General features: G+C 68.0%; 11 protein-coding genes. 6 read left to right on the top strand and 5 right to left on the bottom strand.

Annotated elements, in window-relative coordinates; genetic code table 11:
* Positions 1-10: 10 nt before the first annotated feature.
* Together AN401_RS16025 and AN401_RS16020 are read left to right on the top strand one after the other, a co-directional pair.
* Positions 11-1,288, top strand: a complete 1,278-nt coding sequence (locus tag AN401_RS16025) for a TRAP transporter large permease (protein WP_094040195.1) — start codon at positions 11-13, stop codon at positions 1,286-1,288.
* 27 nt (positions 1,289-1,315) lie between these two features.
* Positions 1,316-2,317 carry a TRAP transporter substrate-binding protein gene (locus AN401_RS16020; protein WP_094040194.1) on the top strand — a complete coding sequence of 334 codons (1,002 nt, stop codon included), beginning with the start codon at positions 1,316-1,318 and terminating at the stop codon, positions 2,315-2,317.
* Between the two features lie 440 nt (positions 2,318-2,757).
* Here AN401_RS16020 and AN401_RS16015 read toward each other — a convergent pair whose 3' ends face one another.
* The 5 genes from AN401_RS16015 to AN401_RS15995 all read right to left on the bottom strand — a co-directional run bounded on the left by AN401_RS16015 (position 2,758) and on the right by AN401_RS15995 (position 9,526).
* The gene (locus tag AN401_RS16015; RefSeq protein WP_096779909.1) at positions 2,758-3,645 is read right to left on the bottom strand and encodes a hydroxymethylglutaryl-CoA lyase; all 888 of its coding nucleotides are present in this window, start codon (positions 3,643-3,645) and stop codon (positions 2,758-2,760) included.
* Positions 3,638-5,605: an ATP-binding protein gene (locus AN401_RS16010; RefSeq protein WP_096779908.1), complete on the bottom strand. Its 1,968-nt coding sequence runs from the start codon at positions 5,603-5,605 to the stop codon at positions 3,638-3,640. The genes AN401_RS16015 and AN401_RS16010 overlap by 8 nt, the downstream gene beginning before the upstream one ends.
* Positions 5,595-6,395 carry an enoyl-CoA hydratase-related protein gene (locus AN401_RS16005; protein WP_096779907.1) on the bottom strand — a complete coding sequence of 267 codons (801 nt, stop codon included), beginning with the start codon at positions 6,393-6,395 and terminating at the stop codon, positions 5,595-5,597. The genes AN401_RS16010 and AN401_RS16005 overlap by 11 nt, the downstream gene beginning before the upstream one ends.
* Positions 6,396-6,404: 9 nt before the next feature.
* Positions 6,405-8,009, bottom strand: coding sequence for a carboxyl transferase domain-containing protein (locus AN401_RS16000; RefSeq protein WP_096779906.1), 1,605 nt, complete (start codon positions 8,007-8,009; stop codon positions 6,405-6,407).
* Positions 8,010-8,362: 353 nt separating this feature from the next.
* Positions 8,363-9,526, bottom strand: a complete 1,164-nt coding sequence (locus tag AN401_RS15995; RefSeq protein WP_096779905.1) for an isovaleryl-CoA dehydrogenase — start codon at positions 9,524-9,526, stop codon at positions 8,363-8,365.
* A gap of 286 nt (positions 9,527-9,812) precedes the next feature.
* Between AN401_RS15995 and AN401_RS15990 the strand changes: the two genes are divergently transcribed.
* From AN401_RS15990 to AN401_RS15975, 4 genes are all read left to right on the top strand, one after another.
* The gene (locus AN401_RS15990; RefSeq protein WP_096779904.1) at positions 9,813-10,994 is read left to right on the top strand and encodes an acetyl-CoA C-acyltransferase; all 1,182 of its coding nucleotides are present in this window, start codon (positions 9,813-9,815) and stop codon (positions 10,992-10,994) included.
* A 12-nt stretch (positions 10,995-11,006) separates the two neighbouring features.
* Entirely contained in the window at positions 11,007-12,500 is a 1,494-nt protein-coding gene (locus AN401_RS15985) for a CoA-acylating methylmalonate-semialdehyde dehydrogenase (protein WP_096779903.1), read from the top strand.
* 170 nt (positions 12,501-12,670) lie between these two features.
* Positions 12,671-13,825, top strand: coding sequence for an acyl-CoA dehydrogenase family protein (locus AN401_RS15980; protein WP_096779902.1), 1,155 nt, complete (start codon positions 12,671-12,673; stop codon positions 13,823-13,825).
* Positions 13,826-14,091: 266 nt separating this feature from the next.
* On the top strand, positions 14,092-14,868 hold the full coding sequence (locus AN401_RS15975; protein WP_096779901.1) for an enoyl-CoA hydratase: 777 nt from the start codon (positions 14,092-14,094) through the stop codon (positions 14,866-14,868).

Raw genomic sequence — 14,868 nt, 5'->3', positions numbered from 1 at the left:
GGAGTACCCCATGTCCATCGCAATCTTCCTGGCGGTTCTGTTCAGCTCCATGAGCATCGGCGTGCCCATCGCCTTCGCCCTGATGCTGACCGCCCTGGCGCTGATGATCCAGCTCGACTTCTTCGACGCCCAGCTGCTGGCGCAGAACGTGCAGGCGGGCTTCGACAACTTCCCCCTGCTGGCGGTGCCCTTCTTCGTGCTGGCCGGCGAGCTGATGACCGCCGGCGGCCTGTCGCGCCGCATCGTGGACCTGGCCCGGGTCTATTTCGGTCATGTGCGCGGCGGCCTGGGCTACGTGGCCATCGGCGCCTCGGTGCTGCTGGCCTCCATGAGCGGTTCGGCCATCGCCGACACCGCCGCCCTGGCCACCCTGCTGCTGCCGATGATGCGCCGCCAGGGCTACCCGCTCGGCAGCAGCGGCGGCCTGATCGCCTCCGGCGGCATCATCGGCCCCATCATTCCGCCGTCCATGCCCTTTATCATCTACGGGGTGACCACCAACACCTCCATCAGCCAGCTGTTCCTGGCGGGTATCGCGCCCGGCATCATGATGGCGGTGGCCATCGCCGTCGCCTGGGGCTGGATAGTGCGCGGCAAGGAGCTGCCGGTGGAGGAAAAGGCCAGCTGGAAGGAGCGCGGCCGGGTGATGCGCCGCAGCATCTGGGCCCTGTTGCTGCCGGTGATCATCGTCGGCGGCCTGCGCGGCGGCATCTTCACCCCCACCGAGGCGGCGGTGGTGGCGGCGGTCTACGCCCTGATCATCACCACCCTGGTGTACCGGGAGCTGGATCTGAAAGGGGTATACAAGGTGCTGATCGACGCCTCCAAGACCACGTCCGTGGTGATGTTCCTGGCCGGTGCCGCCATGGCGTCCTCCTACATGATCACCCTGGCGGATCTGCCGCGCCAGCTGATCGACCTGTTCGAGCCGGTACTGGGCAGCCCCATGCTGTTTATGGCGTTGGTGGTGCTGTTCCTGCTGGTGATCGGCATGGTGATGGATCTCACCCCCGCCATCCTGATCCTGGCGCCGGTGCTGGCGCCCATGGCCGCCGCCGCCGGGGTGCACCCGGTGTACTTCGGTCTCATCTTCATCATGTCCGGCTGTATCGGACTGATCACCCCGCCGGTGGGCACTGTGCTCAACGTGGTCTCCGGCGTGGGCAACATGAAAATGGAAGCGGTGGTACGGGGCGTCATGCCTTTCATCGTCGCCTATTTCACGCTGCTGGCACTGCTTATCCTGTTCCCGCAGCTGGTACTCTGGCCACTGAGCTGGCTGTCCTGACCTCACCAACCAATAGGGATTTGTGTTATGAAACTGAAAGCACTTGTACTGTCCGGCCTGATCGGCCTGGTGTCCGCCAACGCCATGGCGGCCGACATTCAGTCACGGATGATCCGTTTCGGCTATGGTCTGAACGAAGACTCCAACCAGGGTCGGGCGGTGCAGAAATTCGCCGCCGAGGTGGGCAAGCTGTCCGGTGACAAGATGAAGGTGCGCGCCTTCGGTGCCGCCACCCTGGGCTCGGATCTGCAGATGCAGCAGGCCCTGCTGGGCGGCGCCCAGGAGATGATGGTGGGCTCCACCGCCACCCTGGTCGGCATAGTGCCGGAAATGGCCATCTGGGATACCCCCTTCCTGTTCAACAATGCCGAGGAAGCCGACGCCGTGCTCGACGGCCCCGTGGGTGAGAAGGTGATGGCAAAACTGGAAGAGAAGGGGCTGGTCGGCCTGGTTTACTGGGAAAACGGCTTTCGCAACCTGACCAACAGCCGTCGTCCGGTGACCAGCCTGGAAGACATGGACGGCATCCGCCTGCGGGTGATGCAGAACAACGTCTTCCTCGACAGCTTCAAGGCGCTGGGCGCCAACGCCGTGCCCATGGCGTTTTCCGAGCTGTTTACCGCGCTCGAAACCCGCACCGTGGACGGCCAGGAAAACCCCTACAACACCATCCTCTCCAGCAAGTTCTACGAGGTGCAGAAGTACCTGACCGTGACCAACCACGTCTACAGCCCCTGGATAGTGCTGGTGAGCAAGAAGTTCTGGGACAAGCTGTCCGACGACGAGCGCCGGGTGCTCGAGCAGGCCGCCGCGGCCTCCCGCGATTTCGAGCGTCGCGATACCCGGGAAGAGGCCGCCTGGGCCCTGGCCGAGCTGAAGGAAAAGGGCATGGAAGTGAACGAACTGGACGCGGCCCAGGTGGATCGCATGCGCGAGCGCCTGACCGAGGTCAACCAGGGCATCGCCAAGGAAGTGGGCCAGCAGCTGTGGGACGACGTACAGGCCGAACTGCAGAAGATCCGCGGCTGATACTGCCTTGATCCTGTACCTTGAAGGCGCCCGCGGGCGCCTTTTTAAATAACTGATCCTAATAGTGCTACATCGACTGGGCCCCGCACGCAGACACGCCGTGAACCCATCCCTGGGGGCTCCGCCGCGCCATCCCTGGCGCGGAGGGTCTGCTTAGCGGAACCCAGTCGCCGCCGACAGTGATTTACTATTCGGAACAGCTATTTAAGTGCTTTATGCTCCTGATGGCGTCGGCCCAGTATCCTCCCCATAGTCCCTCTGCTGCTTGACGGCTCCATCCCCAGACGGCGTCGGGGCTTGAAAGAGACAACAGGGATGGCCTCCGCCGACCGTCACATGCCAAGGATGGCATGTGCGAGCGTACAGGGAGGTATTCACAGCGTGTCGTCGGAGGTCGCCCTGTTGTCTCTTTGCTACGGTTACCGCAAACAACAGCCAGATTAACCATTCATGGCCCGGCCCACCTTGGAGCCGTTTTCCCGCCCCAGTTGCTGGCTTATCCAGTGGCCCGTTTCCACCAGCCTGGCCAGATCCACCCCCGTTTTGAAGCCCAGCCCGTGCAGCAGGTAGACCAGGTCCTCACTGGCCAGGTTGCCGGAGGCGCCTTTGGCATAGGGGCAGCCGCCCAGGCCCGCCACCGAGCAGTCGACGATGCGTACCCCCTCTTCCAGCACGGCGTAGAGGTTGGCCAGGGCCTGGCCGTAGGTGTCGTGGAAGTGGGCGGCGAGGCGCTCTATCGGCACCTCCCGGCGCACCGCCGCCAGCATGGCCCTGGCCTTGCCCGGGGTACCGGTGCCGATGGTGTCGCCGAGGGAAATCTCGGCACAGCCCATTCGGTACAGGGCCCCCGCCACCCGGGCCACGGCATCGGGGCTGATGTCGCCCTCGTAGGGGCAACCGAGCACGGTGGACACATAGCCCCGCACCCGGACCCGCCGGGCCCAGGCCTCGGCCAGCACGGGCGTGAAGCGCGCCAGGCTCTGCTCGATGGAGCAGTTGATGTTCTTCTGGCAGAACGACTCGGAGGCGGCGGTGAACACCGCCACCTCGTCGGCGCCGGCGGCCAGGGCCGCCTCCAGCCCCCTGAGATTGGGGGTGAGCGCCGAGTAGACCACCCCGGCCTTGCGGCGGATCCCGGCCAGCACGGCGGCGCCGTCGGCCATTTGCGGCACCCACTTGGGCGAGACGAAACTGGCCGCCTCTATATGCCGCAGGCCGCAGTCGGCCAGCCGCTCGACCAGGGCTATCTTGATCTCGGTGGGGACCAGGACGGCCTCGTTCTGCAGCCCGTCCCGCGGGCCCACCTCCACCAGCTTGACCCTATCCATCCGCTCCCTCCAGCCGCAGCAGTTCGTCCCCTTCGCTTACCTGGTCGCCTTCCCGGCAGAAAATGTCCGCCACCCTTCCGGCGGCGGGGGCGCGCAGGGGGTGCTCCATCTTCATCGCCTCCAGCACCAGCAGGGTCTGGCCGGCGACGACGGTGTCGCCCACCGCCACCCGCAACTGGCCGATGATCCCGGGCATGGGCGCCCGGAGGCCGGCCTGATGCCCGGCCTGGTGCCGGGCGACCTCGAGCGGGGCCAGGCGCAGGTCGTGGCGCTCGCCCCGGTGGAACAGCCACAACTGGTCGGCGTGACGGGCGCAGTGGCAGGCCAGGGCCTCGCCATCCAGTTCCGCCTGCAGCCGGTCGCCGTCGAGGCGGGTACGGAGGCGGTGACAATGGGCACCGATCTCCACCCGCCAGCCATCGGCGTCGGCCTCCAGCGCCACCCGGTGCCGCTCCCCGCCGTATTCCAGCTCCAGTTGGCGCCTGGTTGGCAGGTTAAGCCACCAGCCTGAGTGGCCGGCGAAGGGAGCGCTCTCGTCGTTCGGCTCCAGCGCCAGCCAGCCGGCGGCGGCCAGGGCCAGCACCCGGGAGGGGGACAGGGCGGGCGGGGCAAAGAGCAGCGCCCGGTGCTGCTCGATAAAGCCGGTGTGCAGCTCGGCGGCGAGCAGCGGCGCCGAGCCTGCCAGGGCGTGCAGAAAGCGCAGGTTGGTCCTGACCCCGCCGATGCGGTACTGGGCCAGGGCCCGGGCCAGCCGGTGCAGGGCCAGCTCGCGGCTGTGATCCCAGACGATCAGCTTGGCGACCAGGGGATCGTAGTGGATGCCTACCTCGTCGCCCTCGCGCACCCCGGTATCCAGCCGCACCTGGGGACCGGTGGCCGGCTCGCGCAGGTAGTGCAGGGGACCGGCGGCGGGCAGGAAGCCCTGGTCGGCGTCTTCGGCGTAGACCCGCGCCTCGACGGCGTGGCCGCGGACGATCACCTGCTCCTGGGTCAGCGGCAGCGGCTCGCCCGCCGCCACCCGCAGCTGCCATTCCACCAGATCCAGGCCGGTGACCAGCTCGGTCACCGGGTGCTCCACCTGCAGCCGGGTGTTCATCTCCATAAAGTAGAAGCGGCCGTCCTCCTGGTAGAGGAACTCGACGGTGCCGGCGCCCTGGTAGTCGATGGCCTGGGCGGCGCGCACCGCCGCCTCGCCCATGGCCACCCGGGTGGCGGGGGCAAGGCCGGGGGCGGGGGCCTCCTCCAGCACCTTCTGGTGGCGGCGCTGCACCGAGCAGTCCCGCTCGGCCAGATAGAGGCCCTGGCCGAATTGGTCGCAGAACACCTGCACCTCCACGTGGCGGCTCCTTGGCAGGTAGCGTTCCAGCAGCATGGCGTCGTCGCCGAAGGCGGCCCTGGCCTCGCGCCGGGCGGCGGCCAGGGCCTCGTCGAATTCAGCGAGATGGTTGACTATCCGCATGCCCTTGCCGCCGCCGCCGGCCACCGCCTTCAGCAGCAGCGGAAAGCCACAGCGCCCGGCCTCCTGCCGCAGCCGTTCCGGGGATTGTTCGGGGCCGTGGTAGCCGGGTACCACCGGCACCCCGGCCGTTTCCATCAGCGCCTTGGCGGCGGACTTGGAGCCCATGGCGGCGATGGCCTCGGCGGGCGGGCCGACGAAGACCAGGCCGGCGGCGGCGCAGGCGCGGGCAAAGTCGGCGTTTTCCGACAGGAAGCCGTAGCCCGGGTGCACCGCCTGGGCGCCAGAAGCCCGGGCGATGGCCAGCAGCCGGTGCTGGTTCAGGTAGCTCTGGGTGGCCGGCGCCGGGCCCAGGTGCCAGGCTTCGTCGGCCAGGGCCAGATGGCGGGCGTTCCGGTCGGCGTCGGAGTAGACCGCCACGCAGGCGATGCCGAGCCGGTGGGCGGTGCGGATGATGCGGCAGGCGATTTCGCCCCGGTTGGCGACCAAGAGCTTAGTGAACATCCTCGTCCTCCCAGGCCGGCGGCCGCTTTTGCAGGAAGGCGCTGATGCCCTCTTGCGCCTCGGCGCCGGCCCGCAACTCGGCGATGCGGCGGGCGCTGTCTTCGATCAGCGGCCCGTTGATGGGGCGGTAGGCGAATTCCCGGATCAGCTGTTTGGCGGCGGCCAGCGCCACCGGGCCATTGCGCAGCAGCGCCCGGATCAGGGGCGCCGCCGCCTCGTCCAGGCTCTGGCCGGGCTCGGCCAGCAGGTGCACCAGGCCCAGCCGTTCGGCCTCCCGGGCGGGAATGAGCTCGGCGGTCAGCATATAGCGCCGGGCCTGGCGCGGCCCCAGGGCGCGCAGCACATAGGGGGCTATGGTGGCGGGGATCAGCCCCAGGCGCACCTCGCTCAGGCAGAAGCGGGCATCGGCGGCGGCGACCACCAGGTCACAGCAGGCCGCCAGGCCCAGGGCGCCGCCGTAGGCCGCCCCCTGCACCAGGGCTAGGGTGGGGCCGGGGAACTGATCCAGCCGCCGCAGCAACAGGGCCAGCTGTTCGGCGTCGGCCAGATTCTGCCGCCGGCTGTAGCCGGCCGCGCGCTGCATCCAGGCCAGATCCGCGCCGGCACTGAAGTGCCGGCCCATGCTGCGCAGCACCAGCAGCCGCAGATCGAGCAGATGGGCGGCGTTATCAAGCTGCTGGATCATGGCGGCAATCAGCGCGTCGTCGAAGGCGTTGTGGCAGCCGGGCCGGTTCAGCACCAGCTCCCAGACGCCGGGCGCCGCAGGCCGCAGCAACAGGGGCTCGCTCATGGCTTCTCCTTACATGCGGAACACCCCGAAGCGGGGTTCATCCATGGGCCGGTTCAGGGCCAGGGCCAGGCTCATGGCCAGCACGGCGCGGCTGTCCCTGGGGTCGATGACGCCGTCGTCCCACAGCCGGGCGCTGGCGTACCAGGGATGGCCCTGGCGCTCGTAGCGCTCGACGATGGGCGCCCGGAAGGCGGCCTCGTCCTCGGCGCTCCAGGGTTCGCCGGCCTTTTCCCTGGCGTCCCGCCGCACCGTGGCGAGCACGCCGGCGGCCTGCTCGCCCCCCATCACCGAGATGCGGGCGTTGGGCCAGATCCACAGAAAGTCGGGATCATAGGCCCGGCCGCACATGCCGTAGTTGCCGGCGCCGAAACTGCCGCCGATGATCAGGGTCACCTTGGGCACATTGGCGCAGGCCACCGCCATCACCAGCTTGGCGCCGTGCTTGGCGATGCCCTCGGCCTCGTATTTCCGGCCCACCATAAAGCCGGTGATGTTCTGCAGGAACAGCAGGGGCAGGCGGCGCTGGCAGCACAGCTCGATAAAGTGGGCGCCCTTCTGGGCCGATTCGCTGAACAGCACGCCGTTGTTGGCCAGTATGCCCACCGGGTAGCCGTGCAGCCGGGCGAAGCCGGTGACCAGGGTGGGGCCGAAGTCGCGCTTGAACTCGTCGAAGGCCGAGTCGTCCACCAGCCGGGCGATCACCTCGCGCACCTCGAAGGCCTTGCGCAGATCGGTGCCGACGATGCCGTACAGCTCCTCGGCCGGGTAGCGGGGCGGCAGTGGCGGCTGGGGCGGGGCCGGCAGCGGCGGCCGGTTGAGGTTGGCCACCAGCCGGCGGGCCAGGTACAGGGCGTGGGCGTCGTCCTCGGCGACATGATCCGCCACCCCGGAGACGCGGGTGTGCACCTCGGCGCCGCCCAGCTCCTCGGCGCTGACCACCTCGCCGGTGGCGGCCCGCACCAGGGGTGGGCCGCCGAGGAAGATGGTGCCCTGGCCGCGCACTATGATGGACTCGTCCGCCATGGCCGGCACATAGGCGCCGCCGGCGGTGCACAGCCCCATTACCACCGCCAACTGGGGGATGCCGGCGGCGGACATCCGCGCCTGGTTGAAGAAGATGCGGCCGAAGTGATCCCGGTCCGGGAACACCTCGTCCTGGCTGGGCAGGTGGGCGCCGCCGGAATCCACCAGGTAGAGGCAGGGCAGCCGGCAGCGTTCGGCGATGGCCTGGGCGCGCAGGTGCTTCTTGACCGTGAGCGGGTAGTAGGTGCCGCCCTTGACGGTGGCGTCGTTGGCCACCAGCATGCACTCCACCCCGCACACCCGGCCGATGCCGGCCACCAGCCCCGCCGCCGGTACCGCCTCGTCGTAAACCTGGTGGGCGGCGAGCTGGGACAGCTCGAGGAAGGGGGCGCCCGGATCCAGCAAGCGGCGGATGCGTTCCCGCGCCAGCAGCTTGCCCCGCTGTTGGTGGCGCTGGCGGCTGGCCTGGTCGCCGCCCGCTTCGATGCCGGCCACCAGCTCGCGCAGCGCCGCCACCTCGGCGGCCATGGCATTATGATTGGCCCTGAACTCCTCCGACTCGGGCCTGATCTGGCTGGTCAGTATGGTCATGGCTGGCTCCTGAGCAGACGATACGAAAGCTGGAGCTGCGAGTGCCATATCTTCAGAACCGGTTCACGATCTTGGCGAGGCTGCCTGTTACGGCCCAGCAAAGAAGCAACAGGGCTACCTCCACCGACACGCTGTGAATACATCCATGTACGCTCGCACATGCCATCCCTGGCATATGACGGTCGGTGGAGGCAATCCCTGTTGCTTCTTTCAAGCCTCGCTGTTGTCTGAGGGGCTCGCCAACAGGCGGCGCCGAGTACACCAGATTTCACGGTGAGTTGGCCCTTTTGCCGACCTGCACCCTTCCTGTTCAATGCGGTGATACCTGTCTGTCTGGTCTGCACTTTGTCACCTCACCGGTTCTGCACCAGTTCCCGGCCGATCAGCATGCGGCGGATCTCCGAGGTGCCGGCGCCGATTTCGTACAGTTTGGCGTCCCGCAGCAGGCGGCCGGCGGGAAACTCGTTGATATAGCCGTTGCCGCCCAACAGCTGGATGGCATCCAGCGCCAGCCGGGTGGCGGTTTCCGCCGCCAGCAGTATCACCCCGGCGGCGTCCTTGCGGCCGAGCGCCCCCCGGTCCGCGGCCATGGCCACCATATAGGTGTAGCTGCGGGCGGCGTTCATGCGGGTGTACATGTCGGCGAGCTTGCCCTGCACCAGCTGGAAGTCGCCGATGGCCTGGCCGAACTGTTTACGCTCCCGCACATAGGGCACCACCAGATCCATGGCCGCCTGCATGATGCCGAGCGGCCCGCCGGCCAGCACCAGCCGCTCGTAGTCGAGCCCGCTCATCAGCACCCCGACCCCGCCGTTCAGGGCGCCGAGCACATTGTCCGCCGGCACCCGGCAGTCCTGGAACACCAGCTCGCAGGTGTTGGAGCCGCGCATGCCGAGCTTGTCGAGCTTCTGGGCCTGGCCGAAGCCGGGGGTGTCGCGTTCGACGATAAAGGCGGTGATGCCCCGGGCGCCGGCGTCGGGCTCCGTCTTGGCGTACACCACGAACACCTGGGCGTCGGGGCCGTTGGTGATCCACATCTTGGTGCCGTTCAGCACGAAGTGGTCGCCGTCGGCCCGGGCGGACAGGCGCATGGACACCACGTCGGAACCGGCATTGGGCTCGGACATGGCCAGGGCGCCGATGTGTTCGCCACTGAGCAGTTTGGGCAGGTAGCGGGCTTTCTGCGCCTCGCTGCCGTGGCGGTGGATCTGGTTGACGCAGAGGTTGGCATGGGCGCCGTAGGACAGGCCCACCGCCGCCGAGGCCCGGCTGATTTCCTCCATCGCCAGCACCTGGGCCAGGTAGCCCATGTCCACGCCGCCGTGGCGTTCGGCCACGGTGATGCCGAACAGCCCCATGTCGCCGAGTTTGGGCCAGAGTTCGGCGGGAAAGCGGTTGTCCCGGTCGATGGCCTCGGCCAGGGGGGCGATCTCCCGGCTGGCGAAAGCGGCGACCTGGTCGCGCAGCAGGTCCAGGGTTTCGCCCAGGCCGAAGTCCAGTTGCGGATAGGGGGCCATGAGAACCTCCTTGCTGATGATGGGGTTGGGCTCGTTTGCTACCAATGTTGCTGAATTAACTATAGTTGTTATGGGACTGTTAGGGTTGGCTAAGCTTGAATAGATAAAGGATTTTTAGGTTGCCACTGATGATTGGGTGCAGGGCGATAAAAGGAACGACACGCCGACACGCCACAAGTACGTCCATGTAGGCTCGGACATGCCATCCATGGCATGTCACGGTCGGCTTAGTCGCTTCCTTTTATCGCCTTTGCCTCATCACTGGCCTGCGGCAGATGGAGCCACCATGGCAAAGAGCGAGATAGTGATAGTGGGTGCGGCCCGGACCCCCATGGGGGCCCTGCTGGGCGATTTCGGCGCCGTGCCGGCGCCCGGGCTGGGGGCCGTGGCCATCAAGGCCGCCCTGGGTCGGGCCGGGGTGGCGGCTGAGCGGGTGGATGAGGTGGTGATGGGGTGCGTGCTGGCCGCCGGCCAGGGCCAGGCACCGGCCCGGCAGGCGGCGCTGGGGGCCGGGTTGCCGGTGTCCGTCGGCTGCACCACGGTCAACAAGATGTGCGGCTCGGGCATGAAGGCGCTGATGCTGGCCCACGATCAACTGCTGGCGGGCTCTGCCCGGCTGATGGTGGCGGGCGGCATGGAGAGCATGAGCCTGGCGCCCTACCTGTTGCCCAAGGCGCGGGCGGGGCTGCGCATGGGCCATGGCCAGTTGCTGGATCACATGTTTTTCGACGGCCTGGAGGACGCCTACGAGGGCGGACTGATGGGCAGTTTCGCCCAGCGGACGGCGGACAAATTCGGCATCGGTCGGGAGGCGATGGACGACTTCGCGATCAGGTCCCTGACCCGGGCCCAACTGGCCATCGCCGAAGGGGACTTTGCCGAGGAAATCGTGCCGGTCGAGGTGGCGGAGCGCCAGGGCAGCCGGCGGGTGGATACCGACGAACAGCCGGGCAAGGCCAGGCCCGACAAAATCCGTACCCTCAAGCCCGCCTTCGCCCAGGACGGCACCATCACCGCCGCCAATTCCAGCTCCATCTCCGACGGCGCGGCCGCCCTGGTGGTGACCACCGCCGAGCAGGTGGCGGCGCTTGGTCTCAGGCCCCTGGCCCGGGTGCTGGGCCACGCCACCCATGCCCAGTTGCCCGCCGAGTTTACCCTGGCGCCCATCGGCGCCATCGACAAGCTGCTGGACCGGCTCGGCTGGCAGGCGAGCGAGGTGGATCTGTTTGAGATCAACGAGGCCTTCGCGGTGGTCGCCCTGCTGGCCATCCGCGAGCTGGGGCTGGATCCGGCGCGGGTCAACGTCAACGGCGGCGCCTGCGCCCTGGGCCACCCCATCGGTGCCAGCGGCGCCCGCATCGTGGTTACCCTGCTGCATGCCCTGCGCCGGCGCGGGCGCAGGCGGGGGGTGGCGGCCCTGTGCATCGGCGGCGGCGAGGCCACGGCGGTGGCGGTGGAATTGCTCTAGGAGGACAGGAAAATGACATACCAGGTACCACTGCTGATCGGCGGCAATATGGTGCAAAGCCGCACTCACGAGTGGCTGGAGGTGAACAACCCGGCCACCCAGGAGATCATTGCCCGCCTGCCCTGCGCCACGGCCGAGGAGGTGGAGGCGGCGGTGGCGGCGGCAAGCCGGGCCTTCGTCGAATGGCGGGAAGTGCCGGTGCCGGAGCGGGCCCGCTTGATGCTGCGCTACCAGGCGCTGCTGAAGGAATACCACGACGACATCGCCCGCCTGCTCTGCAAGGACACCGGCAAGACCTTCGAGGACGCCAGGGGCGACCTGTGGCGGGGCATAGAGGTAGTGGAGCAGGCCGCCAACATCGCCTCCCTCAGCATGGGCGAGACCCAGGAAAACGTGGCCCGGGGCGTGGACTGCTACAGCTTCACCCAGCCGCTGGGGGTCTGCGTCGGCATCACCCCGTTCAACTTTCCGGCCATGATCCCGCTGTGGATGTTTCCGCTCGCCATCGCCTGCGGCAATACCTTCGTGCTCAAGCCGTCGGAGCAGGATCCCCTGGCGTCGATGCGGCTGGCCGAGCTGTTCAAACAGGCCGGCGCCCCCGACGGCCTGCTGCAGGTGGTGCACGGCGGCAAGGAGGTGGTGGACCGGTTGCTGGTGCACCCTGAGGTGTGCGCCATCTCCTTCGTCGGCTCGGTGGCCGCCGGCCAGCATATCTACCAGACCGGCACCGCCCACCTGAAACGGGTGCAGGCCTTCGCCGGCGCCAAGAACCACATGGTGGTGCTGCCCGACGCCAACAAGCAGCAGGTGATCAACAACCTGGTGGGCTCCTCGGTGGGCGCCGCCGGCCAGCGCTGCATGGCGATATCGGTGGCGGTGCTGGTGGGCGAGGCCAGGGAATGGATCCCGGAGCTGAAAGACGCCATGGCCCGGGTGCGACCCGGTGCCTGGGATGACCCCGACGCCGGCTACGGCCCGCTGATCAGCAAAGCGGCCCGGGAGCGGGTGCTGCGGCTGATCGCCGGGGGCAGGGCCGAGGGCGCCGAGTGCCTGCTCGACGGCAGCCACTGCGCGGTGGACGGCTACCCCCACGGCAACTGGGTGGGGCCCACCCTGTTCCGCGGCGTGACTCCTGATATGGCCCTCTACCGGGAGGAGATCTTCGGCCCGGTGCTGTTGCTGATGGAAGCGGACAGCCTGGACCAGGCCATCAATCTGGTCAACGCCAACCCCTACGGCAACGGCACCTCCATCTTCACCGCCTCGGGCGCGGCGGCACGCAAATACCAGCACGAGATCAGGGTGGGGCAGGTGGGCATCAACGTGCCCATACCGGTGCCGCTGCCCTTTTTCTCCTTCACCGGCTGGCGCCGCTCCTTCTACGGCGACCTGCATGCCTACGGCAAGCAGGCGGTGCGCTTCTACACCGAAACCAAGACCATCACCGCCCGCTGGTTCGAGGACGAAGCGGTGGCCGGGCCCAATATGTCGATTCATCTGAAATAAAGGCTGTCAGCTATCAGCTATCAGCTATCAGGGCAGTGGGAGAACTGGTTGGTAAGTGAGGGGAAGTGGAGACTGAGCGAAAACCGTTAATCTCTGGCAGCTTCCAGCTTCCAGCTTCCAGCTTCCAGCTTCCAGCTTCCAGCTTTTAGCCGCGACCGGAGGGAGCTTGCATGAACTTTGAACTGAGCGACGAACAGCGGGCCTTTGCGGCCCTGGCCGACGACTTCGCCCGCAACGATCTGGAGCCCCATGCCGCCGACTGGGACCGGGACCACCACTTCCCGGTCGAGACACTGCACAAGGCGGGCGGGCTGGGCCTCTGCGCCCTCTATACCCCCGAGTCCGCCGGCGGCCTGGGGCTGAGCCGGCTCGACGCCAGCATCATCTTCGAGCGCCTGGCCATGGGCTGCACCTCCACCACCGCCTTCCTCACCATCCACAACATGGTGACCTGGATGGTGGCGAGCGCCGGCAGTGAAGAGACCTGGGCGCGCTGGGGCGAGGGGCTGGTCAGTGGCCGCCAGCTCGGCTCCTACTGCCTGACCGAGCCCAACGCCGGCTCCGACGCCGCCGCCCTCAGGACCAGCGCCCGCCGCGACGGCGACCAGTATGAGCTGAACGGTAGCAAGATGTTTATCTCCGGCGCCGGCAGCACCCAGGTGCTGGTGGTGATGGCCCGCACCGGCGGCGAGGGCGCGGGCGGCATCTCCGCCTTCGCCCTGGACGCCGACAGCCCCGGCATCGTCTACGGCCGGCCCGAGGACAAGATGGGCTGGAACAGCCAGCCCACCCGCACCGTCACCTTCGAGCGGGTGCGGGTACCCGCCGGCCAGCGGCTGGGGGCGGAGGGCGAGGGCTTCAAGCTGGCGATGAAGGGGCTGGACGGAGGCCGTATCAACATCGCCAGTTGCTCGGTGGGCACCGCCCAGCAGGCCCTCAACAAGGCGCGCCAGTACCTGCAGGAGCGCAGCCAGTTCGGCCGCAAACTGGCCGAGTTCCAGGCGCTGCAGTTCAGCATCGCCGACATGGCCACCGAACTGGTGGCGGCGCGCCAGCTGGTGCGGCTGGCGGCGAGCCGACTGGATGTGGGCCATCCGGACGCCACCACCTACTGCGCCATGGCCAAGCGCTTTGCCACCGATGCCGGCTTCAGGGTGTGCGATCAGGCGCTGCAGCTGTACGGCGGCTACGGCTATATCCGCGAATACCCGCTCGAGCGTTACCTGAGGGATACCCGGGTGCACCGCATCCTGGAGGGCACCAACGAGATCATGCGGCTGCTGATCGCCCGTCGGGTACTGGCGGAAGGCAGCGGGGAGCTGTGATGGGTTCGCAGAGGGCTCTTGAGTTGAGGTCAGTACCTGTGTGCCAGTTCGGTGATGCCGTCCGTGAGATGGGCGGAGGAGACCAAAGGGGGCCGCTCGCCGACACGCTACAAGCACGTCCATGTGGGCTCGGACATGCCATCCCTGGCATGTCACGGTCGGCTCCTCGGCCCCCTTTGGTCTCCTTTTGAGCATGAGCGGCGTCTGCGTCATAGCTGTTCCCGGCGTTCTATCGCCACTGGCCATAGTCATAGAGAGGTGCACCCATGACCACCGCTATTCGTTTTGAACAACAAGGCCATACCGCCATCCTGACCATGGACAACCCGCCCGCCAATACCTGGACGGCGGCAAGCCTCTCGGCCCTGGCCGAGCGGGTGGCGCAACTGAACGCCGACCGGGAGATCTGGAGCCTGGTGCTGACCGGGGCGGGGGACAGGTTTTTTTCCGCCGGGGCCGATCTCAAGCTGTTCGCCGACGGCGACCGGGCGGTGGCGCGGGAGATGGCGCGGCGCTTCGGCGAGGCCTTCGAGGCCCTGAGCCGGTTTCGCGGCCTGTCCATCGCCGCCATCGACGGCTATGCCATGGGCGGCGGCCTGGAGGCGGCCCTGGCCTGCGATCTGCGCGTGGCCGGCCGGCAGGCGGTGATGGCCCTGCCCGAGGCCAAGGTGGGGTTGCTGCCCTGCGCCGGCGGCACCCAGAACCTGACCTGGCTGGTGGGCGAGGGCTGGGCCAAGCGCCTTATCCTCTGCGGCGAGCGGCTGGATGCCGAGCGGGCCCTGGCCATCGGCCTGGTGGAGGAGGTGGTGCCACAGGGGCAGGCCCTCGATCGGGCCCTGGCGCTGGCCCGCCAGGCGGAGCAGCAGAGTCCTTCCTCGCTGGCCGCCTGCAAGCGGCTGATCCAGTCGGCCCGCAGCCGGCCCCTGGCGCAGGGCTATATCCGGGAGCGGGAGGAGTTTGTGGATTTGTTCGACACCGAGGATCAGCGGGAAGGGGTCAACGCCTTCCTGGAGAAACGCCCGCCCCAATGGCGCAACCGCTAA

It is taken from the genome of Zobellella denitrificans (genome assembly GCF_002407485.1).
Classification (GTDB): Bacteria; Pseudomonadota; Gammaproteobacteria; order Enterobacterales; family Aeromonadaceae; genus Oceanimonas; species Oceanimonas denitrificans.
Note: the sequence above shows the minus strand (reverse complement) of the source record. Positions and strands in the feature narration are given on the sequence as shown.